General features: G+C 60.3%; 20 protein-coding genes and 3 tRNA genes. 13 read left to right on the top strand and 10 right to left on the bottom strand.

All coding sequences use genetic code 11. The annotated features are described in order from the left end of the window. Positions 1-9 precede the first annotated feature (9 nt). Positions 10-765 carry a sulfite exporter TauE/SafE family protein gene (locus tag KCG45_RS13895; RefSeq protein WP_218317896.1) on the top strand — a complete coding sequence of 252 codons (756 nt, stop codon included), beginning with the start codon at positions 10-12 and terminating at the stop codon, positions 763-765. Between the two features lie 11 nt (positions 766-776). Here KCG45_RS13895 and KCG45_RS13890 read toward each other — a convergent pair whose 3' ends face one another. The 3 genes from KCG45_RS13890 to KCG45_RS13880 form a co-directional block, all read right to left on the bottom strand. Then, positions 777-929 (bottom strand): hypothetical protein, encoded by a 153-nt coding sequence (locus tag KCG45_RS13890; protein WP_190787533.1) that lies wholly within the window; start codon positions 927-929, stop codon positions 777-779. 129 nt (positions 930-1,058) lie between these two features. Beyond that, positions 1,059-1,133: transfer RNA gene (locus KCG45_RS13885), tRNA-Asn, on the bottom strand. A gap of 84 nt (positions 1,134-1,217) precedes the next feature. Further along, entirely contained in the window at positions 1,218-2,024 is an 807-nt protein-coding gene (locus KCG45_RS13880; protein WP_218317895.1) for an NAD kinase, read from the bottom strand. Between the two features lie 186 nt (positions 2,025-2,210). Between KCG45_RS13880 and KCG45_RS13875 the strand changes: the two genes are divergently transcribed. Then, positions 2,211-3,053 (top strand): EAL domain-containing protein, encoded by an 843-nt coding sequence (locus KCG45_RS13875; RefSeq protein WP_218317894.1) that lies wholly within the window; start codon positions 2,211-2,213, stop codon positions 3,051-3,053. A gap of 13 nt (positions 3,054-3,066) precedes the next feature. Here the strand turns inward: KCG45_RS13875 and mfd are convergent, their stop codons facing one another. Together mfd and KCG45_RS13865 are read right to left on the bottom strand one after the other, a co-directional pair. After that, a complete protein-coding gene (mfd, locus tag KCG45_RS13870) occupies positions 3,067-6,558 on the bottom strand; it encodes a transcription-repair coupling factor (RefSeq protein WP_218317893.1) in 3,492 nt (1,163 codons plus the stop codon). Positions 6,559-6,618: 60 nt separating this feature from the next. After that, positions 6,619-6,888, bottom strand: a complete 270-nt coding sequence (locus tag KCG45_RS13865; RefSeq protein WP_439648934.1) for an FAD assembly factor SdhE — start codon at positions 6,886-6,888, stop codon at positions 6,619-6,621. A gap of 64 nt (positions 6,889-6,952) precedes the next feature. Between KCG45_RS13865 and recG the strand changes: the two genes are divergently transcribed. Together recG and KCG45_RS13855 are read left to right on the top strand one after the other, a co-directional pair. Further along, a complete protein-coding gene (gene recG, locus KCG45_RS13860; protein ID WP_218317891.1) occupies positions 6,953-9,028 on the top strand; it encodes an ATP-dependent DNA helicase RecG in 2,076 nt (691 codons plus the stop codon). Positions 9,029-9,101: 73 nt separating this feature from the next. Beyond that, positions 9,102-9,806: a hypothetical protein gene (locus KCG45_RS13855; RefSeq protein WP_218317890.1), complete on the top strand. Its 705-nt coding sequence runs from the start codon at positions 9,102-9,104 to the stop codon at positions 9,804-9,806. Here the strand turns inward: KCG45_RS13855 and KCG45_RS13850 are convergent. Next, positions 9,803-10,264: a low molecular weight protein-tyrosine-phosphatase gene (locus KCG45_RS13850; RefSeq protein WP_218317889.1), complete on the bottom strand. Its 462-nt coding sequence runs from the start codon at positions 10,262-10,264 to the stop codon at positions 9,803-9,805. The genes KCG45_RS13855 and KCG45_RS13850 overlap by 4 nt on opposite strands. Positions 10,265-10,329: 65 nt before the next feature. On the opposite strand from KCG45_RS13850, the gene KCG45_RS13845 reads away from it, so the two are divergent. Further along, positions 10,330-12,093: a DUF885 domain-containing protein gene (locus KCG45_RS13845; protein ID WP_218317888.1), complete on the top strand. Its 1,764-nt coding sequence runs from the start codon at positions 10,330-10,332 to the stop codon at positions 12,091-12,093. On the opposite strand, the gene KCG45_RS13840 is transcribed toward KCG45_RS13845, so the two are convergent. The 3 genes from KCG45_RS13840 to KCG45_RS13830 form a co-directional block, all read right to left on the bottom strand. Continuing rightward, positions 12,090-13,445, bottom strand: a complete 1,356-nt coding sequence (locus KCG45_RS13840) for an ABC1 kinase family protein (protein ID WP_218317887.1) — start codon at positions 13,443-13,445, stop codon at positions 12,090-12,092. The genes KCG45_RS13845 and KCG45_RS13840 overlap by 4 nt on opposite strands. 105 nt (positions 13,446-13,550) lie before the next feature. Beyond that, positions 13,551-13,733 carry a YqaE/Pmp3 family membrane protein gene (locus KCG45_RS13835; protein WP_218317886.1) on the bottom strand — a complete coding sequence of 61 codons (183 nt, stop codon included), beginning with the start codon at positions 13,731-13,733 and terminating at the stop codon, positions 13,551-13,553. A gap of 160 nt (positions 13,734-13,893) precedes the next feature. Continuing rightward, positions 13,894-14,667, bottom strand: coding sequence for an SDR family NAD(P)-dependent oxidoreductase (locus KCG45_RS13830; RefSeq protein WP_218317885.1), 774 nt, complete (start codon positions 14,665-14,667; stop codon positions 13,894-13,896). A gap of 77 nt (positions 14,668-14,744) precedes the next feature. Between KCG45_RS13830 and KCG45_RS13825 the strand changes: the two genes are divergently transcribed. Next, positions 14,745-15,200 carry a DUF3429 domain-containing protein gene (locus KCG45_RS13825; RefSeq protein WP_218317884.1) on the top strand — a complete coding sequence of 152 codons (456 nt, stop codon included), beginning with the start codon at positions 14,745-14,747 and terminating at the stop codon, positions 15,198-15,200. 9 nt (positions 15,201-15,209) lie between these two features. On the opposite strand, the gene KCG45_RS13820 is transcribed toward KCG45_RS13825, so the two are convergent. Then, a tRNA-Pro gene (locus tag KCG45_RS13820) sits at positions 15,210-15,286 on the bottom strand. 101 nt (positions 15,287-15,387) lie between these two features. On the opposite strand from KCG45_RS13820, the gene thyA reads away from it, so the two are divergent. The 7 genes from thyA (at position 15,388) to KCG45_RS13785 (ending at position 21,523) form a co-directional block, all read left to right on the top strand. Continuing rightward, complete coding sequence (gene thyA, locus KCG45_RS13815) at positions 15,388-16,356, top strand: thymidylate synthase (protein WP_218317883.1); 969 nt, start codon at positions 15,388-15,390, stop codon at positions 16,354-16,356. Between the two features lie 131 nt (positions 16,357-16,487). Next, positions 16,488-17,792, top strand: coding sequence for a thiamine pyrophosphate-dependent enzyme (locus tag KCG45_RS13810; protein ID WP_218317882.1), 1,305 nt, complete (start codon positions 16,488-16,490; stop codon positions 17,790-17,792). Further along, positions 17,789-18,847, top strand: a complete 1,059-nt coding sequence (locus KCG45_RS13805; RefSeq protein WP_218317881.1) for an alpha-ketoacid dehydrogenase subunit beta — start codon at positions 17,789-17,791, stop codon at positions 18,845-18,847. The genes KCG45_RS13810 and KCG45_RS13805 overlap by 4 nt, the downstream gene beginning before the upstream one ends. 231 nt (positions 18,848-19,078) lie before the next feature. Then, entirely contained in the window at positions 19,079-20,380 is a 1,302-nt protein-coding gene (locus KCG45_RS13800; protein WP_218317880.1) for a dihydrolipoamide acetyltransferase family protein, read from the top strand. A gap of 103 nt (positions 20,381-20,483) precedes the next feature. Continuing rightward, positions 20,484-20,560, top strand: a tRNA-Asp gene (locus KCG45_RS13795). A 110-nt stretch (positions 20,561-20,670) separates the two neighbouring features. Beyond that, on the top strand, positions 20,671-21,003 hold the full coding sequence (locus KCG45_RS13790; protein WP_218317879.1) for an ArsR/SmtB family transcription factor: 333 nt from the start codon (positions 20,671-20,673) through the stop codon (positions 21,001-21,003). Next, entirely contained in the window at positions 20,996-21,523 is a 528-nt protein-coding gene (locus KCG45_RS13785) for an SRPBCC family protein (RefSeq protein WP_218317878.1), read from the top strand. Before KCG45_RS13790 ends, KCG45_RS13785 begins: the two co-directional genes overlap by 8 nt. Positions 21,524-21,548 lie beyond the last annotated feature (25 nt).

Here is a 21,548-nt window from a genome sequence, read left to right as displayed (position 1 = left end):
GGCAGCGCGATGATCGGAGCAGTCCCGGCGCTGCTCGCGCTGGCATTTCTCGTCACGGCGTTGCTGTATGCCAGCGTCGGGTTTGGCGGCGGATCGACCTATGCTGCCTTGCTCGCGCTTTCAGGGTTGGATTACCGGCTTCTTCCGGTCGTGGTGCTGGCCTGCAATATCGTGGTGGTCGCCGGCAGCTCGGTACGCTTCGCGCGGGCCGGAGTGACACCGTGGCGCGGAGCCATCGTTATGACGGCTATTGCGGCGCCAGCGGCGTTTCTGGGCGGGGTTACGCCGATCGGTCAATCGGGCTTCATGCTGCTTCTGGGCGCAAGTCTGGTGCTGACGGCTGCGACCATGTTGATACCGGTCAGCGAGCATTCGAGTGATGTGCCGACCAGGCTCGCACGTTTCATGCCGCTGATCGCCGCGCCTTTGGGTTATCTTGCCGGCTTGGTCGGTATTGGCGGAGGCATCTTTCTCGCGCCGCTGCTTCACCTCACCCGCTGGCGCGACGCGCGCGCAATCGCGGCGACGGCGAGCTTTTTCATCTTGGTCAACTCACTCTTCGGGCTCGCAGGTCAATTGCTGAAGCCGGGAAGCGTCGGACTCGGCAGCGCCCTGGGTGCCGCTCTGCCGCTGCTGATCGCGGTGGCGATCGGCGGACAGATCGGCAGCCTGATGGCGGTGAAGGTGTTGCCCAAACGCTGGATCAGGTGGCTGACCGCAGCGCTCGTGCTGATTGTCGGACTGCGGTTGCTGGGCGGTTCCTGACCGCCCGACTGTCAGCTCGCGCGCAGAAGTCGCGCGAAAAAGCCGCGTGGCTCTTCCATCGGTTGAATCTTGCCATAGTGATACCGACGCAGGGTCGGATCGCGGAACGGGCGGGGCTGGGTCCATGGATCGGGTGCGCTGCTGCGAAACGTATATTTGGACATGGTAGGGCTCCTTTGAAAACAGGAGAACCGCCTAGACAGCGCGCACGCGTTAACGAAAGCGTAACCCATCCCCAGTCCCAATTCGGGATCGGACGGGCCGCAAAAGTTAACAAAGTGTTGAAGAAATGATGGCTCCCCGAGTTGGATTCGAACCAACGACCAAGTGATTAACAGTCACCTACTCTACCGCTGAGCTATCGGGGAGCAGCACCCGGTTTGTCTGCCGAGTGCGAAGCGCGCGTATATGGGCGGCGCACTATCAATGCAAGAGTGTTTTAGTCGGAAATGTCACTCGACCACGAATTGCTCGGCCACAATGCGTTCTTCGAGCGATTGTCCCGGATCGAATAACAATTCGAGCTCGGTCTCGTGCGCGATTTCCAAGGTGACCTCGGCGATATCGCGCAGTTCTTTCTGATCGGCGACAGCGGCAACGGGGCGTTTGTCAGGGTCGAGCACGCGCAGCTTTATCCGCATCCGGTCTGGCAGAATGGCTCCGCGCCAGCGACGCGGACGAAATGGGCTGATCGGAGTGAGCGCGAGCACTTCGCTGTCCAGTGGCAGGATTGGTCCGTTGGCAGAAAGATTATACGCTGTCGAACCGGCAGGCGTCGACACCAGCACCCCGTCGCAAATCAGTTCCTTGATCCGAACGCGGCTTCCCACGGTTACCTCAATTTTGGCGGTCTGGCGGGTTTCGCGAAGCAGGGAAACTTCATTGATCGCGCTAAGCGTGTGCTGTGTTCCGTCCTGGGTCACAGCGTCCATTTTGAGCGGGGCGATCGATTTGCTGTTGGCCTTGGCCAAGCGATTGGCGATGACCGCGCGTTTGTCATACCGGTTCATCAGAAACCCGACAGTGCCCAAATTCATGCCGTAAGCCGGAATGACCCGCCCGCAATCGAGCATGGAATGGAGTGTTTGAAGCATGAAACCATCCCCGCCGAGCACCACGGCGACATCGGCCTCCTCAATGGGAACCCAATCCTGCTGCGCAAACATCGCTGCGTAGGCCTCTTGTGCGCGCTCCGTCTCTGATGCGAGCAGCGCCATCCGTTTGTACGGATGGGAATGGCCGTTGATCGACTTAGTCATAAACCGGTCAGGCCCCCTCAACCTCAATCGAAAATCGCCCTTTTCGGGTCCATACGCTTCGATCAATGCGGCCGAGGCGATGCTTATCCTGCATGATATCCTGTTGTTCCAATTTCGGGCGGATTGCAAATGCTGTAAGCCTTGTCCGAAACTGCCGCATAAGAGAGGCCGGGCCAAAGAGAAGATATGTCAAACGAGCAACCGCCTTTTTATCCATCGCTTCGAAAGTCGCTGCAGGGCTCATTGCCGGGAGTGAGCTCGTCTGCGCGCGATAAGGATTTGCTGCGCGCATTGGATCGTGACGAAATTGAGGTGTTGTTTCAGCCGCAATTCGAAACAGCGTCAGGCGCTCTGGTCGGAGCCGAGGCATTGGCCCGCTGGCAGCATCCGACATTGGGCGAGATCGGTGCGCGTGATCTCTTCGCCATTGCCGAGCGCGCCGCGCTGGTCGCGCCGCTGTCGCGCCATCTGGTCGCACGCGCGCTCGAAGAGGCGGCATCATGGCCTCATGAACTATCGCTTTCGCTCAACATCACGCCCGAAGAACTGGGCGACCCGCATTTCGCGTCCGATTTCGCCAGATTGATCGGAGAAAGTGCAATCGCTCCCGAGCGGCTCATGCTGGAAATAACCGAAGACCTTCTGCTGCGGGACATCAGGCAGGCCGGGGAGGCTCTCAAGGCCCTGCGCAATCTCGGGTTTCGGACGGCGCTCGACGATTTCGGAGCCGGGTTCTGCAATTTTCGATACCTGCGAGAGCTGCCGCTCGACGCAATCAAGCTCGACAAGATCATGGTCGATAAGGTGCCCGGCGATGCCAAGGCGCTGGCGGTCTTGCGGGCGATCATTGCGCTCGCCGCGGCGCTGGAACTCGATGTGTATGCCGAAGGTATTGAAAGCGAGATACAGCGCGCGGCAATCAAATCCGAGGGCTGTCAATTTTGGCAGGGTTTTCTGCGCGCACCGCCGATGAAAAGCGCGGATATGCTCGCATTGGCGGCGACCGCACGCGGGCAAGGGCACGGCTAGTCGGCGGAATCGGTCAGGCGGGTTCTTTAGCTTTCTTCCGTGCCTTCCTGACGATACCGGACAATCCCTTGGTCAACTGGAAAAGCCCGTTGAGGCGGCTTTGCGGATCGCCCCAGGCGCGGCTGATGACAAGCTTCATGTCGGGCCTCAGCTTCGCCGTTCCCTGCAGCCTGTCGACATAGGCGATGAGGCCGGGCCCATCCGGGAAATCATCATTGTGGAATGTTACCAGCGTGCCGCGTGCGCCGACATCGATCTTTGCGATGTTGGCTTCGATTGCCTGATGCTTGATCTCGATCAGGCGGATCAGGTTCTTTGTCGGCTGTGGAAGATCGCCAAACCGGTCGATCATTTCGGCTGCAAGGCTTTCGATCTCGGCCTTGTCCTGGGCCTGGTTGAGCCGGCGGTATAACGCCATTCTGACTGCGAGATCGGGAACGTATTCCTCCGGAATCATGATCGGCGCATCGACGGTGATCTGCGGCGAGACCTTATCCTTCGCCGCCTCCAGTCCCATTTCGCCGGCTTTCGCGGCGAGAATCGCGTCTTCCAGCATCGATTGATACAGCTCGAAGCCGACCTCGCGAATGTGCCCCGATTGTTCGTCGCCGAGCAGGTTGCCCGCACCGCGAATGTCGAGATCGTGGCTGGCAAGCTGAAAGCCCGCGCCAAGGCTGTCGAGATCGCTCAGCACCTTGAGCCGTTTCTCTGCAACCTCTGATAGCTGCACGTCTTTCTCATAGGTGAGGTAAGCATAGGCGCGCAGTTTCGCCCTGCCGACGCGCCCGCGCAGCTGGTAAAGCTGAGCGAGGCCGAAACGGTCGGCACGGTGAATGATGATCGTGTTGGCGCTCGGCAGGTCGAGGCCGGATTCGACGATCGTGGTCGAAAGCAGCACTTCGTATTTGCCTTCATAGAATGCGCTCATCCGCTCTTCGATCTCGCCCGCTCCCATCTGACCGTGTGCGGAGATCGCTTTCACCTCGGGCACGTTTTCATGCAGCCATTCCTCGACCGCCGCCATGTCGGAGATGCGCGGTACCACGATGAAGCTCTGTCCGCCGCGATGGTGCTCACGCAGCAATGCCTCGCGCATGACCATGTCGTCCCATTCCATCACATAGGTTCGCACGGCGAGGCGGTCGACTGGCGGGGTCTGGATGGTTGAAAGCTCCCGCAATCCGGTCATCGCCATTTGCAGCGTGCGCGGGATCGGCGTTGCAGTGAGGGTCAGCATATGCACGTCGGAGCGAAGCTGCTTCAGCTTTTCCTTGTGCGTTACGCCGAAGCGCTGCTCTTCATCGACGATGACAAGGCCGAGATTGGCGAACTCGGTAGATTTGGAAAGGATCGCGTGCGTGCCGACGACAATGTCGATCTGCCCGGTGGTCAGTCCCTCGCGTGTTTCGGACATCTCTTTCGATGACACCAGCCGCGAGAGACGCCCTACCTTTAGCGGAAATCCGGCGAAGCGCTCGGAAAAGTTCTGGTAATGCTGGCGTGCCAGCAATGTGGTGGGGGCGACAACGGCCACTTGCTGCCCGTTCATCGCCGCGACGAAGGCGGCGCGCAGGGCCACTTCGGTCTTCCCGAAGCCGACATCGCCGCAGACGAGGCGGTCCATCGGCCTCCCGCTTTCAAGATCGCGCAGCACATCGCCGATGGCCGCATCCTGATCGTCGGTCTCCTCCCAAGGGAAGCGGTCGATGAACTGGTTGTAGCTCGCTTCTTCGGTCTCGAAAACGGGCGCTTTCTTGAGTGCGCGTTCGGCAGCGACTTTCATCAGCTCGCCGGCAATCGCGGTGATGCGCTCCTTCAGCTTCGCACGGCGTTTCTGCCATGCTTCGCCGCCCAGCCGGTCTAGTGGGACGCTTTCCTCGCTCGAACCATAGCGTGAAAGCACGTCGATATTTTCGACCGGAATGAAAAGCTTGTCGCCGCCCCTGTATTCGAGCGCGACGCAATCGTGCTGGCTCTTCCCGACTGCCACGGGATCGAGGCCGAGATATTTGCCGATCCCGTGCTCGACATGGACCACCAGATCGCCCCTCGCGAGCGCCTGAAGTTCGGCAAGGAAGGCATCGGAACCCTTGCGCTTTTTCTTTCGCCGGACGAGCCTGTCGCCGAGCACGTCCTGTTCGGTAAGGAGTTCGAGATCGTCATTCGCGAACCCCGTTTCGAGCGGCAGCACCATGGCCGCCATCTTGCCCTTTGCAGCGAGGCCCAGCGCTTCCTGCCAGCTTTCAGCCTCGACGCTTTCGCAGCCGGCCTCGGAAAGGATGGACGCGATCCGCGATCGGCTTCCGGTAGAGTAAGCGGCGAAAAGCGGCTTTCGGTCTGACTTCGCAACCGCTTTGAAATGGGCTGCCGCGGATTCGTAAACATTGTCGCCGCGTCCGCGTTCAGGAGTGAAGTCGCGGGCGGCCTTGAATCCAAAGTCAATGCTGGCCTCGCTTTCGGGCGCGGCGAAAACGCTGGCGCGGTGCGCCGGAGCGGCTTTCAGGGCGGCGTCGAATTCATTCTTCTGCAGATAGAGAGCGCCGGGTTCGAGAGGCCGATAACTGCCGGTCTTGTCTGCGGCGATGCGCTCACGCTGGTCGTGGTAATCCTGGATGTCGGTCAGGCGTTCATCTGCTGCGCCGAGCGCGCTCTGATCGATGACGACGAGATCGTCCGCTCCGAGATAATCGAACAGTGTTGCCAGTTTCTTTTCGAACAGCGGCAGCCAATGTTCCATGCCCGCGAGACGCCGCCCTTCGCTGACCGCCTCGTACAAAGGATCTTGCGTCGCAGGGGCGCCGAACATTTCGCGGTAGCGCGACCGGAACCGTTTGATGCTGTCTTCATCCAGAAGCGCTTCGGATGCTGGCAGCAACAAATGCGATTTGAGTGTGCCGGTCGAACGCTGGGTTCCCGGATCGAACAGGCGCAGACTTTCGAGCTCATCGCCGAAAAAATCGAGCCGTAAACCCTCGTCGAGCGAGGACGGGAAAATATCGACAATCGACCCCCGAACTGCAAACTCGCCGTGGTCGATCACGGTGTCGGTGCGCGTGTAACCCAGGCGCGTGAGCAGTGCCGAGAGACTTTCATGCCCGATCGCCGTGCCGGGTTTGAACTCGCGCACGCTTTCGCGAATGCGAAAGGGCGTCAGCGCGCGTTGCAGGACGGCATTGATCGTCGTGACCAGCAATTGCGATCCGCCAGCCGGTTGCTGCAGTTTGAAAAGTGCCGACAGACGCGCCGCGCTGACCGAAAGGGCGGGGCTTGCGCGGTCGTAGGGCAGACAGTCCCATGCGGGAAATTCGATGACCTCCACCTCGGGCGCGAAAAACCGCGCTGCTTCGGCTGCTGCGCGCATGGCCGCATCATCCGCTGCGATGAACACGGCACGCTGTTTCACCGCGCGCGCCAGATCGCTCATGATCAGCGGCACCGCTCCGCGAGGCAGCGACGAAAGCGTAAGCGGGGTCTCCGCCGCCAGAATGCGGTTCAGGTCGGGCATATCTGTCCAGTCAAAGGCCGGGACGGGCGAGTGTTCCCCGGCGTGTGAAGAGAGCTGCGATTAGCGCGGGATATCGACGTAGTCGAGCGCCTGCATCTTCGTGATTTGCTCGCCCCGGAAACGCTCCGGTACGGGCGCGGTCTTCAGTGCCCAGGCCATGACGTCGACATCGTCTTCGGCCAGCAGGTCCTCGAACCATTGGAGCGCATCGGCATCCCACTGCGCAGAATAGCGGTCGAAGAAACCGCCCATCATGTAATCGGCCTCTCGCGTGCCGCGATGCCATGCGCGGAACTTGGCCCGTGCGAGACGCTCATCGAATGTGGGCATATACGTCATGCTGAGACCGGTAAGGCACTCGGCAATCGCGTTCAAGGCGGTATAGAGTGCCGGTATGCGCCCCGAGGCACTCAATCCCCTTTTTGCCGAAGCCCGCGATCTCGATGGCGTGGGACCGAAGCTGATGAAGCCGCTGGAAAAGCTCGGCCTGACGCGGGTCAAAGACCTCGCGTACCATCTGCCCGAACGTTTCGTGATGCGCCGCGCGATTGCCAATCTGGATGAAGGCGCGGAGGGCGAACAAGTCATCGTCGCTCTCACCCCGACCGAGCACCGGGCCAGCCGGAATCCGGGTCGCGGACCTTACCGGGTTCTCGCGCAAGATGACGCGGGCAATATCTGCGCGCTGACCTATTTCGGCCGTGCGTCCTATTCCGCCAAGAAACAGTTGCCTGTGGGTGAAAAACGCTGGGTTGCAGGGCGGCTGGATCGCTACGGCGACATGCTCCAGATCGTGCACCCCGACCACATAGAAAAGGACAGCGCTGCGCATATGGGCCGGCTGGTCGAACCGGTCTATGCACTATCGGAGGGGCTGACGCAGCCCAAAGTGGCGTCGCTCGCCTCGCAAGCTTTGGAGCGCCTTCCCGAACTGCCTGAGTGGATCGAGCCGGGCCAGTTTGAGCGAGAGGGGTGGCCGACCTGGCGCGATTCGCTGCATCTTGCCCATAGGGATCGCGACGAGCAGGCGCGCGACCGCCTCGCCTACGATGAGCTGCTGGCCAACAGCCTCGCCCTGCTGCTGGTGAAAGCCGACAGCCGCCGCCGCAAAGGTCAGGCGCTGATCGGTGGCGGCGGAATGCGTGCGAAGCTAGACCTGCCGTTCGAGATGACCGGAGCGCAAAAGCGTTCGATCGCCGAAATCGAAGGTGACTTGCAGCAGGAGGCGCCAATGCTGCGGCTACTTCAAGGTGATGTCGGTGCCGGAAAAACGGTGGTCGCGTTGGCTGCGATGCTGATCGCGGTCGAGGCAGGCAAGCAGGCCGCGCTGCTTGCACCGACCGAAATTCTCGCCCGCCAGCACTTCGAAACTCTGCGAAAAATGGCGGCGCCCACCGGAGCCGAGGTTGCTCTTTTGACGGGCAGGGCGAAAGGGCGAGAGCGCGAAGGCATATTGATGGGACTGCTCGACGGGTCGATCGATATCCTCGTGGGCACCCATGCTATTTTTCAGGACACCGTGAGCTACAGGGATCTGGGTCTCGTCGTGATTGATGAACAGCACCGGTTCGGCGTGGCGCAGCGGCTGGCACTGGCAGCCAAGGGAAAGCGCGCGCCGCACACCCTTGCAATGACAGCGACGCCGATCCCGCGCTCTCTGACGCTCGCACAATATGGCGAGATGGATGTCAGCCGCCTGGATGAACTCCCGCCCGGCAGGCAAGCCATCGAGACGCTGGTTGTTTCTCAGGACCGCGCCGAAGACGTGATCGCCGGGGTGCAGCGTCATCTGGCCACAGGTCAGCAGGCCTATTGGGTCTGTCCGATGGTGCGCGAAATGAATGGCGCTTTCCAGGCCTCCGATATCGCCGCTGCCGAAGCGCGCTATGCAGAATTGCGTGAGCGGTTCGGCGAGGACGTCGTGCTGGTCCACGGGCAGCTCAGGCCCGAGGAAAAGGACGCCAATATGGAACGCTTCGCCAACGGGAAGGCGAAACTGCTCGTGGCCACGACCGTGATCGAAGTCGGCGTGGATGTGCCATCTTCGACATTGATGGTGATCGAGCAGGCGGAGCGTTTCGGCCTTGCGCAATTGCACCAATTGCGCGGGCGCGTGGGCCGAGGCAGCGAAAAAAGCCGCTGCGTATTGCTGCGCGGTTCGGAATTGAGCGAGACCGCGCAGAAACGTCTCGCCTTGATGCGCGAAACGCAGGACGGGTTTCGTATTGCGGAAGAGGATCTGGAACTGCGTGGAGGCGGCGAACTGCTGGGCACGCGTCAGTCGGGCGAGGCCGCCTTTCGCATCGCCGATCTCGACCAGGTACAAAGGCTACTGCCAGTCGCCCACGGCGATGCGCGCCTGCTGATGGAGCGCGACGGAGGGCTCACCAGCGAGAGAGGCGAGGCCGCTAGGCAATTGCTGTACCTGTTCGAACGCGATTGGGGCGTGCAATTGCTGCGAGGGGGCTAGGCCTGGATCTCGCAAGCAACGCACCAACATGCTACAGCAGGTGAGCTGGACATTAGGGGGAGTTCAAGCAGCCATGAATACCCGGCTATTCGCGCCTGACCCTATCGATTTCTTCGATCCGCTGCCCTACGGCTTGCTCGAATATCAGGGTCACATGCTGATCGGCGCGCTCTGGTTCGTCGCCGCATTGGTGGCGTTCTTCGCGACCAAGGGCAGCAAAACCCATATTCGCGCTGGCCAGATCTGTATTATGGGGGTGCTGCTGGTCGCAGTTACGGCAATCGTGATGCTCGCGATTGAGATGGTTCCGCCGCTCGCCCTCAATGCCGTTACGTCCTCTTATGCGGTTCTCACCGCCTGGTTGGCGCTGCAACCCGGAACGGCGCGGGTGCGTGGATCAGAGTACGTTCTCACCGCCATCGAAGTGCTGGCAGTTATCGGCTTCATCGCCCTGGCTTTGCCGAATGTGCTCAGCGGCGTGGTGCCGGTGATCGGTCCGGGTATCGTCCTGATCGTGCCCATCCTGCTGCTGATCGGTGATATGAACTTCTATCTGAAACCACAGAAGCGCGGCAAGCTGCGGGTGCAGCGGCATCTTGCGCGGATGGTCTGGGCTTTCGTCATCGTATTGCGAGCTCCGCTGGTCGAGTTTGAAACGGCGGGATTCTACAATCTTCCCGATCCACTGCTGGTGGCAGGTCCGGTCCTGGTGGGATTGGCAATGCTCGTCTACTTCCAGCGTCGCTATGGCGGATCGCCTTTCGGCGACCGCGCCTAACGGAGCCGTTCGACCAGCGCTTCGGCTGCCATCCAGACATGGGCCCAGGTATCGCCGAACTGATCCTCGCCGTCATAGTAAGGATCGGCGATCGCAGCGCCTTCGCGGCCCGGCACCATGTCCATCAGCAGGGAAACATGCGTCGTCGACAGTTCGGGCCGTAATGCTTCGATATTGCGCAAATTCTGGTGATCCATGCCGAAGATGTGGGTGAAGCGGGTGAAATCCTCGACCACCAATTGCCGGCCGCGCAGGTCCGATATGTCGATGCCGTTCGCTGCCGCCGTCTCGACGGAACGTGGATCGGGCGGGGAATCGATGTGATGGGCTGCCGTTCCGCAGCTATCGATGACCACGTCGAGCCCGGCATTGGCGGCGGCGCGGCGCATGGCCGCCTCAGCCAGTGGCGAGCGGCAAATATTGCCGAGGCAGACAAACAATAGCGCGGGTTTCGACATAACGTGCATCCTACTGGACCGTACGTGGCCCAGGCAATATGCATTGCAACAAACGGGAGACTATCATGCGTCCGATCTTTGCCGCCATCGCTCTTGCCACAACGACTTTGACGGTCCCCGCATGGGCCGGACCGCAGGAGGATTACGAAGAACTTCGTGAAGAAGTCTGGCAAGCTGCTCTCGATGCGTCACCGCAGCTGGCGACAAGCGTGGGTGACCGGCGCGGTGACGGTCAGCTCGCCGATTTGTCGCTGGAAGAATATGAACGGCAGATCGAGCAGACTCGCATCCACCTGGCGAGACTGGAGGCGATCGATGCGGCACAATTGCCCGCCGATCTCCAGATCGATTACGCAATCCTCAAAAGCAGCTTCGAGGATCTGATCGCCGGGGCGGAATTCGATCATAATCGCTATATTCTCTTCACCAATCGTGGCGGCTGGTTTTCCAGCTTCGCCTCGCTACCCCATAGTTCGCCCTTGTTCACGCTGGCCGATTATCGAAGCTATGTCGGGCGGTTGACCAAATTCGCCGACATGAACGCGCAAGGTATCGCGCGAAGCCGTGAAGCGGTGGCGCTCGGCTTGACTCAGCCGTGCGTGCCGATGGAGGGGCTGGACGCTCGCATCGCCCAGCAAATCCCCGAGGACTATACTGCGTCGCCGTTCTGGCAGCCATTTGCAGGCGACCGTCCAGCCTCGATTTCCGAAGCGGATTGGGAGAGGTTGCAGGCTGACGCCCGAAGCGCGCTCGAAACGTCGGTGTTCCCGGCCTACGAGCGGTTTTTGAGTTTCTACCGGACAGATTACGCGCCGAATTGCCGGACGGGCACACCTGGCATTCTCGCGACGCCCAACGGCGAAAACTATTACGCCTACCGGGTTCGTAGTTTTACAACCACCGACATGACGCCTGATCAGGTGCACGATCTCGGCCTGTCGGAAGTCGCGCGTATTCGCGACGAGATGGTCGAAACCGCGATTGAAGCCGGCTTCGACACGAGAGAAGCGTTCATCGAACATCTGCGGACCGACCCGCAATATTACATGACCGATGAAGGACAATACCTTCGCTACACGCAGGCACTGGCGAAGGAGATAGACGGGTGGATGCCCAAACTCTTCGGCAGGTTGCCGCGTCAGCCTTACACCGTCTTGCCGATCCCGGCCGCGAATGCTCCGGGAAATACGACCGCCTATTATGAGCCCGGATCGCTCGAAACCGGGCAAGCGGGGATATACAGGCTCAATCTTACCGAGCTCGACCAGCGCCCGCTCTGGGAACTGCCTGCGCTCGGCGTGCATGAGGCAGTGCCGGGGCACCATCACCAGATATCGATCCAGCAGGAACTCGACATTCACCCGCTTCGGGCGAATGGCACATTCTTCACCGCCTTTGTCGAAGGGTGGGGGCTCTATTCGGAACGGCTCGGAATCGAAATGGGTCTGTACGATACGCCCGCCAAGGAGATGGGGCGGCTGTCGTATGAAATGTGGCGCGCCGCGCGTCTGGTCGTCGATACCGGCCTCCATTCGAAAGGCTGGTCGAAACAGCAGGCGGTGGATTTCATGCTCGACAACACAGCGCTTTCACCCGGAAATATCGACGCCGAGGTCAATCGTTACATGACCTGGCCGGGTCAGGCTCTTGCCTACAAGATCGGCGAGCTGAAAATTCGTGAATTGCGCACGCGGGCCGAAGAAGCGCTGGGCGCCGATTTCGACCTGCGCGCCTTCCACGATACGGTGCTGGAGAACGGTTCGATACCGCTGTCGGTACTGGAAGAATATGTCGAGCGCTGGATCGCGGAGCAACTGAGCGAGGATTAGGCTGCTCTTGCGGGCAGAGGCTCGGTCGAACCGAGCACCTCCTCGGTAATCCGGCGAACATTCGCCTGGGCCTTGAGCCGCGCACCGAGCAGCGCCGTGCCAGAAACCTTGCGCTGGACGAAGAGCGTCTCAACCGGGGGAAATGCCCAGGTGTCTTTATCCTGCGCGATCTCCCATCCTTCTTCGCGCAAGAGCGGCACGAAGGCGCGGTCACCGAAATCGAACGGTTTGTCCTCGCGCATTTCGTTGACGACGATTTCGATCATCCGGTCGACCCGATCACCGTGTTTCTCGACGACGATGGGCAGCATGAAGCCTGCCTTGATCGTTTCTTCGAGAACGCGCTGCTTGTCGCCTGCCATTCCTGCCTTGAGCATCGCCCGATAGGCGTTTGAAACATCGGGATCGACGTCGCGGCAGGCACCGAAATCGAGCAGCACGATATCTCCAGAGTCCTTGCGGTAACGGAAATTGGCGAAGTTGGGATCGGTCTGCATCACGCCGAAGTCGAACAATTCGCGCGCGACGAGTTTCAGCAGCCGAGAATAGATTTCGTCGCGGCGTTCGTCGGTTTCGTTGGAAAGCTCCTCGATACTGACGCCATCCTCGAAACTCATCGCGAGAATACGGTCCCGCGTGAGGCCTTCGTGCAAGGTAGGAACGACAAACCCGGGCGTGCCCGCGAGGCGTTCCCGGTACATCGCCATCTGAGCGCCTTCGCGGCGGTAATCCGCTTCTTCGTGGAGTTGTTTCTTGGCCTCGGCGAGCAGCATGTCGATTTCGAGCTCCGGCGGGGCGAAACCTGCGACGCGGAGCAGAGTCATCACATTGTCGACATCGCTGTCGATACTTTCGGCGATGCCCGGGTATTGCACCTTGATCGCAAGCTCCTGACCATCTCGGGTCAGCGCTTTGTGCACCTGTCCGATCGATGCTGCCGCAATCGGGCGCGGATTGAACCAGCGAAACTGCTTACGCCAATCGGTGCCCCATTCTTCCTTGAGCACCTTGTCGAGCTGCCGGGCGGGCATGAAATTTGCCTGATCGCGCAAGGTCGCGAGTATGTCGGAAAGCTCGCGCGGCAGATAATCTCCCGCATCCAGGCTGATCATCTGGCCCATCTTCATCGCGGCTCCGCGCAGATGCGAAAGGCGATCGGCCATGCGCTTTGCGTTGCCGGGCGTCAGAATGAGATCTCGGGGCGAAAGGCTGTCGCCCGATCGCAGCCGCCGGGCGCCTTCTGCCATCATACCTCCCGCGACGCCGCTCGCAAGCCTGCCGAAGCTGGCAAAGCGTGAGATGCGCCCCGAAGGAACGGAGCGTTCGCGTGAACGATCGGGTTTATCGGCCATGTTCTCGGCAGTGTCCTTTATGATCCCATACACAAACGACGCGGGCCCGGGAATGATCCCGGGCCCGAGCCGCTCGATAATTGTCGAGAGAATTGTTTTATCGGATTACGCGATGGCGCGGGTTCCGCCTGCAATGTAGTTCACATACACGGCGTGGATGAGGCCGGGGATGAAGAACAGCAGCGTCAGGATGAGGTTGATGATGAAGTCTGTTCCAAGACCCTTCTTCAGTGCAACGCCGAGCGGCGGAAGAAGAATGGTGGCGACAAGTGCAATAAGTTCGAGCATTGAGCGGGGCTCCTGAATTGGGTTTCTAATCTGACGCTGTTTTGCGTCGTCGTTCACCCAATCAACGGGGCGGACCCCGATTTCGTTCCTAAAAACCTTTTGGAACCAATCGCTTGGTTTGGCGTTTGTGCGGGAATGATTGATCGGCCGTTCAGCCCGTTCAACTGATACAAAGACCGCCGTCGACCGGCAGGCATTGTCCGGTGATGTAATCGCTGTGAGGGGATGCCCAGAACACCGCAAGACCTTCCAGCCCTTCGTGATCGCCGGGGCGGCGCAATGGAATGCGCTTTTCCATCCATGCCGCAAATTTCGGATCTGCAGCGGCGGTTATGTCGGTCTCATAATAGCCGAACAGCAGGGCATTGGCGGTGATCTGGTGCCTGGCAAGTTCGAACGCCGCACCGCGTGTCAGGCCGTTGATAGCAGCTTTCGATGCCGCATAGTCGGAGCTGCGATTGACGCCCATGATCGACTGGCCGGAACTTGTCGCGATCAGCTTGCCGCCCGGATCGCCGGCCTTCGCCCGTTCGACCATGTGCCGCGTCACGTGTTTGTACGTAAGAGCGGGGCCGCGGGCGTTCACGGCCATGACCGCGTCCCAGCCTGCTTCGGTCATGTCGGGCACGCCTGCACCCGATCCGGTGCGCCCGGCATTGGCGAAACAGGCATCGACGCGGCCGAACGCGGCGAGCGTCGCGCCCATTGCATCTTCGATCTGTGCTTCTTCGGCGACATCGCAAACCAGCGTTTTGACCTCGGCCCGGCCAATGGATTGCAGTTCGAGCAGCGCTTTAGCGTTCTTCTCCTCGTTGCGGGCCCAGATCGCGACGTTCGCGCCGGACTTTACCAGCCCCCGCGCCATGCCCAGTCCAAGGCCGCCATTGCCGCCGGTGATGACCGCGACGCGGCCGGTGAGATCGAACAGGTCCATGATTGCAGACGTGCCTCAAACCCTGAAGAGGGGCAAGCCTGCGGGAACAACGCGATGCTCCGCGCGCTTGACCGTGCATGGACGGAAATACGACATTGACCCCCGCATCGCGCTGGCTGGGCTATGCCGGATTGCTGCCGCAGATTATCTGCGTGGCTCTGGCGGTAAGCGGCCACGAGTACCGTTTCTCGGCGCTAGCGGGCGGGTTTGCCTATGCTGCAGCCATTTTCAGTTTTCTCGGAGGTGTCTGGTGGGGACAGGCGATTGCGAGCGGCAAGGGCGGGGCCGGAGCCTATCTCGTCGCGGTCGCTCCCAGCCTCCTCGCCGTCGCGCTATTCCTGCCCTGGAGTTTCGGCTGGGAATGGCCGGGCCCTGCGCTCATCTATCTTGGTACGCTGATCATGGTATCGCCACTTGTCGATCGCGCGCTCGGTATTGCCGCGAAAGACTTCATGCGGCTGCGAGTGCAGCTATCGGTGGGTCTCGGAGTGCTGACGATATTGCTCGGTTTCGTTGCCGATGCGATTGTCTGAAAGAAAAGCTGGTCGGGAAGAGAGGATTCGAACCTCCGGCCCCCGCCTCCCGAAGACGGTGCTCTACCAGGCTGAGCTACTTCCCGACTCATATCCACTGAACCCGAGGCTCAGCGGGGTAGGGGCGCGCCTATAAGTGTGGATGGGCGGGGTGGCAAGCGGGCAATTGCCGCGTATAGTTTTGGTCATGGCGACACTCGAAACCGCGCAGACGATTCCTTCCGAAATCACGGGCCCCGGACATGCCGAGTGGCAATATCTCGATCTGATGCGGCAGATCTGGGAGACCGGCAGCGAGCGGGAAGACCGCACCGGCATCGGCACGCGCTCGATCGCTGGCGCGATGCTGCGCTATGATCTTGCCGATGGCGCCATGCCGCTGCTCACCACCAAGCGCGTGTACTGGAAAACCGCGACCCGCGAGATGCTGTGGTTCCTGACTGGCGAGACCAATATTCGCCCCCTGGTTCTGCAAGGGGTGAAGATATGGAACGAGTGGCCGCATGCGCGCTACGTCAAGGAAACGGGCGAGACAATCGACCTGGATGCCTTCGTTCAGCGGATTGCCGACGATGAGGAGTTTGCGAAGCGGTGGGGCGATCTTGGCCCGGTTTACGGCAAGCAGTGGGTGGATTGGCCGACATACCGCTATCGCAAGGACGGGCTTTATGAAAAAGGCGAGGGGATCAATCAGGTCGCGCAAGTCGTGGAAAGCCTGCGCGACAATCCGGGCAGCCGCCGTCATATCATCGAGGGCTGGAACGTCGCCGAGCTCGACCGGATGGCCCTTCCGCCGTGCCACAAGACCTATCAGTTCCATGTCGCCGGGAACCGGCTCAACTGCATGCTTTATCAACGCAGCTGCGATGTGGCGCTCGGCCTGCCGTTCAACCTGTGGTCGGCGGCGCTGCTGACCCGGATGATGGCGCAGCAAACCGATCTGGAACCGGGCGAGCTCGTATGGATGGGCGGCGATGTGCACCTTTATCTCAATCACGAGCACCTGATTACCGAACAGCTCGGTCGAGAGCCTTCCGGCAATCCCCGTTTGGAAATCACCAGAAAGCCACAAACAATATTCGATTACCGAATAGAGGATTTCGTGGTGCATGATTACGCACCGCAGCCCCCGATCAAGGCTCCTGTTGCGGTTTGATCTGGCCCGCTTGACCATGGGGAAAGCCTGACATAACCGCTTACGCTCAAGCGCTAAAAAGCGTTCGCAGCCGGTCTTTGATCGCTGTATTCCGCAATTGTCTGCGCACCCTATGGTGGGAGAGCACCCTTATGGCCGACCCGGCCGAACCGAACTCCAAATCCGGTGACAACCGGCCCGCGCTCGCGCTGCATGTGCCAGAGCCGCGCTCGCGGCCCGGCGACCCGGTCAATTTCAAAGACGTCGATGTCGGCGAGGCGGGCGCCCAGCCGCGTCCGGATGAAAGCACCAAGCCCGAGGATATGAAGGACCTTGCCTACGGTCTCGTTCGCGTGCTGGGTGACGACGATAAGGCACACGGGCCATGGGATCCGAAGCTCGATCCTGAGACCTTGCGCACGATGCTCGGCCATATGGCCATGGTCCGCGCTTTCGATGAGCGCATGTTCCGCGGTCAGCGGCAGGGCAAAACCAGCTTCTATATGAAGTGCACCGGCGAAGAGGCGACCAGCGTTTCGGCGTCCATGGCGCTCGCCAGCGACGACATGGTCTTCCCGAGCTATCGCCAGCAAGGCATCCTGATCGCGCGCGGTTATCCACTAATCGAGATGATCAACCAGATCTACTCGAACAAGGGGGACAAGCTGAAGGGTCGTCAGCTGCCGATCATGTATTCGAGCCGCGAGCACAGTTTCTTCAGTATTTCCGGCAACCTCGCGACGCAGACCCCGCAAGCGGTTGGCTGGGCGATGGCGAGCGCGATCAAGGGTGACAGCCGGATCGCCGCGACCTGGGTTGGCGAAGGCTCCACCGCAGAAGGCGATTTCCACAGCGCCTGCACCTTTGCAGCGGTTTATAATGCACCGGTTATCCTCAATGTTATCAACAACCAGTGGGCGATTTCGAGCTTCTCCGGCTTTGCTGGTTCCGAACGCACGACCTTCGCCGCGCGCGCGTTGGGATACGGACTTGCCGGTTTGCGTGTGGACGGCAATGATGCGCTCGCATGCTATGCCGCGCAACGATGGGCGGCGAACAGGGCGCGGGCCAATCAGGGGCCGACGCTCATCGAATACTTCACTTACCGCGCGGAGGGGCATTCCACCTCGGATGATCCCAGCGGATACCGGTCGGCTCAGGAACGTGAGGAATGGCCGCTTGGCGATCCGGTCATGCGGCTCAAGAACCACCTCATCGCGATCGGCGAATGGGACGAAGATCGACAGGCGGCGATGGACAAGAAGTGCGCCGAGGAGGTGAAGGCGACAACAAAGGAAGCCGAGAAGAACGGCATTCTTGGCCACGGGCTCCATCACCCGTTCCACACGATGTTCGAAGACGTGTTCGAAGAGCTTCCATGGCACCTCAAGGAACAGGCCGCGCAGGCGGCTCACGAACGCGAGACGAAATGGCCCGAGGGGAGGCCGAAACAATGAGCGCTGAAGCCAAGACCGAAGCTCCTGCTGTGGACACGCAAGAGCGCCGGATCAACATGATCGAGGCGATCAACGAAGCGCTCGATATCATGCTGGAGCGCGATGACGACGTGATCGTCATGGGCGAGGATGTCGGCTATTTCGGGGGCGTTTTTCGCTGCACCGCCGGCCTTCAGGAAAAGCATGGCAAAACGCGAGTATTCGACACGCCGATCAGCGAATGCGGTATCATCGGCGTCGCGGTTGGTATGGGAGCGTACGGATTGCGTCCGGTGCCGGAAATCCAGTTTGCCGATTACATCTATCCCGGACTCGACCAGCTCATTTCCGAAGCGGCCCGGTTGCGCTATCGCTCGGCCACCGAATATATCGCTCCGATGACGGTTCGATCGCCGTTTGGCGGGGGGATTTTCGGCGGTCAGACGCACTCGCAAAGTCCCGAGAGCATTTTTACCCATGTTTCCGGCCTCAAAACAGTGATCCCGGCCACTCCCTATGACGCGAAGGGCCTGTTGATCTCCTGTATCGAAGACAACGATCCGGTGATCTTCTTTGAGCCGAAGCGGATCTACAACGGTCCGTTCTCGGGATATTACGACAAGCCGGTCGAACCTTGGAAAAAGCACAAGGACAGCGTGGTTCCGGAAGGGTATTACAAGATCCCACTCGGCAAGGCGCGCCGAGTGACCGAGGGCGAGGCGGTCACCGTGCTGACCTATGGCACCATGGTCCACGTCGCCGAGGCAGTCTGCCGCGAAAAAGGCGTGGATGCGGAAATCCTCGACCTGCGCACGCTCGTCCCGCTCGACATCGAAGCGATCGAAGCCTCGGTCAAAAAGACCGGGCGCTGCCTGATCGTGCACGAGGCAACCCGCACCAGCGGTTTTGGAGCGGAGCTTTCCGCTCTGGTCACAGAACGGTGTTTCTATCATCTCGAAGCGCCGGTCGAGCGCGTCACCGGTTTCGATACACCCTATCCGCACAGCCTCGAATGGGCCTATTTCCCCGGCCCCGTTCGCATCGGCGAAGCACTCGACGCGATCCTGAAGGATTGATCCGGTGGCACGCGGCACTTTCCTACTTACCCGTTCCGGTGGCATGGCATTGGCTATGAAACCAACCGCCGGAACGCAAAAAGTTGGAAAAGTGTCACCCGAGCCAATCCCGATAATCACAAGCAAAAACAAAGAATTGATGGTGTAGGCACCGCATGACACTTTTCATATTTGTCACCCGTTCCCTACACATACGGCGCGAGCAATCGCAGTTCGAAGGATAGTTTGAAAATGGCTAAGTTCGTATTCAACATGCCCGACGTGGGCGAAGGCGTCGCCGAAGCGGAGATCGTCGAATGGCAGGTCAAGGTCGGCGACACTGTCAATGAAGACCAGCACCTGGTCGATGTGATGACGGACAAGGCGACCATCGACATCGAGAGCCCGGTCGATGGCAAGGTTCTGGAAGTCGCCGGAGAAGTCGGCGATGTGATCGCGGTAGGATCAATGCTGTTGGTCGTCGAAGTCGAAGGCGAAATTCCTGACGGAGCCGAGGAAGAATCGTCGCCCGAACCGACTCCCGCCGCGGTCAGCGAGGAAATCGAGACCCGGATCGAGGTTGAAACTCCCGATGCCTCCGACGCGGACGATGCGCATGCTGCCGATCCGAGCCCGCCATCGGTGCCCCCACCAACTCCAGCGCCCACACCGGCCGAGACGGCCAAGGTGCTTGCATCGCCGGCGGTGCGCAAGCGCGCCCGCGAACTTGGCATTGATCTCGCCGATGTGAAAGCCGCTGAAGACGGACGCGTGCGGCATGGCGACCTCGACCAGTTTCTTTCTTACAATGCTGGCGGCGGTTTCGCGGCTGCGGGCGCGACGCGCGAGGACGAAGCGATCAAGGTGATCGGACTGCGGAAACGCATCGCTCAGAACATGAGTGCGTCGAAGCGCAGCATTCCGCACTTCACCTATGTCGAGGAATGCGACGTCACCGACATGGAGCGGATGCGAGCCGATCTGAACAGCGCCCGCGGTGACAAGCCGAAGCTGACGATGCTGCCGCTGCTTGTTACTGCGATCTGCAAGCTGATACCGGACTATCCGATGATCAACGCGCGCTACGATGACGAGACAAACGTGGTCACCCGTCACGGCGCAGTTCATCTCGGGATGGCGGCGCAAACCGATAATGGCCTGATGGTGCCGGTCATCAAGAACGCGCAGAGCCGGAATATCTGGCAGCTCGCGCGTGAGATCGGGCGTCTCGCCGAGGCAGCACGCGATGGTTCGGCGAAGTCGGATGAGCTTTCCGGTTCCACACTGACGGTGACATCGCTCGGTCCGCTCGGCGGTGTTGCGACGACGCCGGTCATCAATCGTCCTGAAGTGGCGATTATCGGGCCGAATCGCATTATCGAGCGCCCCATGTTCGTCACTGGTCCCGATGGGACCGAGCGAATCGAGAAGCGCAAGCTGATGAACATATCGATCAGCTGCGACCACCGCGTGGTCGATGGATACGACGCGGCAAGCTTTATTCAGGAGATGAAAAAGCTGATTGAAACGCCGGTTTTGCTTCTCGGCGAATAAAGATCGAAATATCGCTGTCAGAGCCGTTGACAGCAAAGTTTGTGGGGCCTAATGGCCTCGCTCCCAAGCGGTGCAAACCCTGGTTTAAACGGGTCAAGTTTAAGCGGGTGTAGCTCAGTTGGTTAGAGCGCCGGCCTGTCACGCCGGAGGTCGCGAGTTCAAGTCTCGTCACTCGCGCCACTTGGGATACCTCAAAAACAGCGAAGTCATTGCGGCGGGCTCTCGCCATCGCTGCGTGACTATCAACCATTTGGTTGACTTTTGCGCGTCTCGGTGAAATACTAAACCTTATGGTTGATTATAGCACGAGTATCGACGTCATATTCCGCGCACTCGGAGAGCCCACTCGGTTGAGGATGGTGCAGGAACTCAGCCGCGGAGAGCGCACTGTCGGCGATCTGGCCGCGCCGCTCGACATGACGCTGGCAGGAGCATCGAAGCATGTCGGCGTGCTTGAACAGGCCGGTCTGCTGACGCGCGAAAAGCGCGGGCGCGAGCGGGTCTGCCGGCTGCGATCCGAAGCGCTCCACGCGGCTAGCGAATGGACCGCGAAATACAGCGCATTCTGGAACGACCGGCTCGACGCGCTGGAAGCTGCGATAAGGGAGGAAAACGATGACTGACTACGGAAAACAGACCGGACCAACGCAGCTGGAATTCACGCGCATGTTCGATGCCAGCCCGGCGAAAGTCTGGGAATTCCTGGTAGACGGAGAAAAACGCAAATTGTGGTTTTGTGGCGGCTCGACAGCAGATCGGCCGGGAGGCCGCATAGTCTTCGACTTCGACCACCGGAGGTTATCGGATCGTTCACCGCCGAAAAAATACGCTTCTGAGGAGGTCGTGACGCATTTTGGCGAGGTCATCACCTACGATCCGCCTCGCCATCTGGTCTTCACCTGGTTCGAGGCCGAAGGCGAGGGTGAGAGCACGGTGGATATCAGTTTGCGTGAAAGCGAGGCTGGCAAGACCGAGCTTCTTCTCGTTCACACGGGAGTTGCAGGGCGCGATATGCTGATTGGCGTGCTGGCGGGTTGGCATAGCCATTTCGACCTCTTGGCCGAGGTCCTCACCGGACAGCGCACAACCGATTTCTGGGTGCGTGATACCGAGCTCGAAGAAGAATATTCGACTCTGCTGTGATCTACTTTAGCCCCTGCTGCGAGAT

The organism is Erythrobacter ani (assembly GCF_019204025.1).
Lineage (GTDB): Bacteria > Pseudomonadota > Alphaproteobacteria > Sphingomonadales > Sphingomonadaceae > Erythrobacter > Erythrobacter ani.
Note: the sequence above shows the minus strand (reverse complement) of the source record. Positions and strands in the feature narration are given on the sequence as shown.

Coding starts and splice junctions, on each gene's coding strand:
- KCG45_RS13880 (WP_218317895.1), bottom strand. CDS start 2,024: ATGACTAAGTCGATCAACGGCCATTCCCATCCGTACAAACGGATGGCG.
- KCG45_RS13810 (WP_218317882.1), top strand. CDS start 16,488: ATGGCCGACCCGGCCGAACCGAACTCCAAATCCGGTGACAACCGGCCC.
- KCG45_RS13805 (WP_218317881.1), top strand. CDS start 17,789: ATGAGCGCTGAAGCCAAGACCGAAGCTCCTGCTGTGGACACGCAAGAG.
- KCG45_RS13865 (WP_439648934.1), bottom strand. CDS start 6,888: ATGCCCACATTCGATGAGCGTCTCGCACGGGCCAAGTTCCGCGCATGG.
- KCG45_RS13890 (WP_190787533.1), bottom strand. CDS start 929: ATGTCCAAATATACGTTTCGCAGCAGCGCACCCGATCCATGGACCCAG.
- KCG45_RS13800 (WP_218317880.1), top strand. CDS start 19,079: ATGGCTAAGTTCGTATTCAACATGCCCGACGTGGGCGAAGGCGTCGCC.
- KCG45_RS13830 (WP_218317885.1), bottom strand. CDS start 14,667: ATGGACCTGTTCGATCTCACCGGCCGCGTCGCGGTCATCACCGGCGGC.
- KCG45_RS13875 (WP_218317894.1), top strand. CDS start 2,211: ATGTCAAACGAGCAACCGCCTTTTTATCCATCGCTTCGAAAGTCGCTG.
- thyA (WP_218317883.1), top strand. CDS start 15,388: ATGGCGACACTCGAAACCGCGCAGACGATTCCTTCCGAAATCACGGGC.
- KCG45_RS13850 (WP_218317889.1), bottom strand. CDS start 10,264: ATGTCGAAACCCGCGCTATTGTTTGTCTGCCTCGGCAATATTTGCCGC.
- KCG45_RS13855 (WP_218317890.1), top strand. CDS start 9,102: ATGAATACCCGGCTATTCGCGCCTGACCCTATCGATTTCTTCGATCCG.
- KCG45_RS13845 (WP_218317888.1), top strand. CDS start 10,330: ATGCGTCCGATCTTTGCCGCCATCGCTCTTGCCACAACGACTTTGACG.
- KCG45_RS13790 (WP_218317879.1), top strand. CDS start 20,671: ATGGTTGATTATAGCACGAGTATCGACGTCATATTCCGCGCACTCGGA.
- mfd (WP_218317893.1), bottom strand. CDS start 6,558: ATGCCCGACCTGAACCGCATTCTGGCGGCGGAGACCCCGCTTACGCTT.
- recG (WP_218317891.1), top strand. CDS start 6,953: ATGCGCCCCGAGGCACTCAATCCCCTTTTTGCCGAAGCCCGCGATCTC.
- KCG45_RS13785 (WP_218317878.1), top strand. CDS start 20,996: ATGACTGACTACGGAAAACAGACCGGACCAACGCAGCTGGAATTCACG.
- KCG45_RS13840 (WP_218317887.1), bottom strand. CDS start 13,445: ATGGCCGATAAACCCGATCGTTCACGCGAACGCTCCGTTCCTTCGGGG.
- KCG45_RS13895 (WP_218317896.1), top strand. CDS start 10: ATGATCGGAGCAGTCCCGGCGCTGCTCGCGCTGGCATTTCTCGTCACG.
- KCG45_RS13825 (WP_218317884.1), top strand. CDS start 14,745: ATGGACGGAAATACGACATTGACCCCCGCATCGCGCTGGCTGGGCTAT.
- KCG45_RS13835 (WP_218317886.1), bottom strand. CDS start 13,733: ATGCTCGAACTTATTGCACTTGTCGCCACCATTCTTCTTCCGCCGCTC.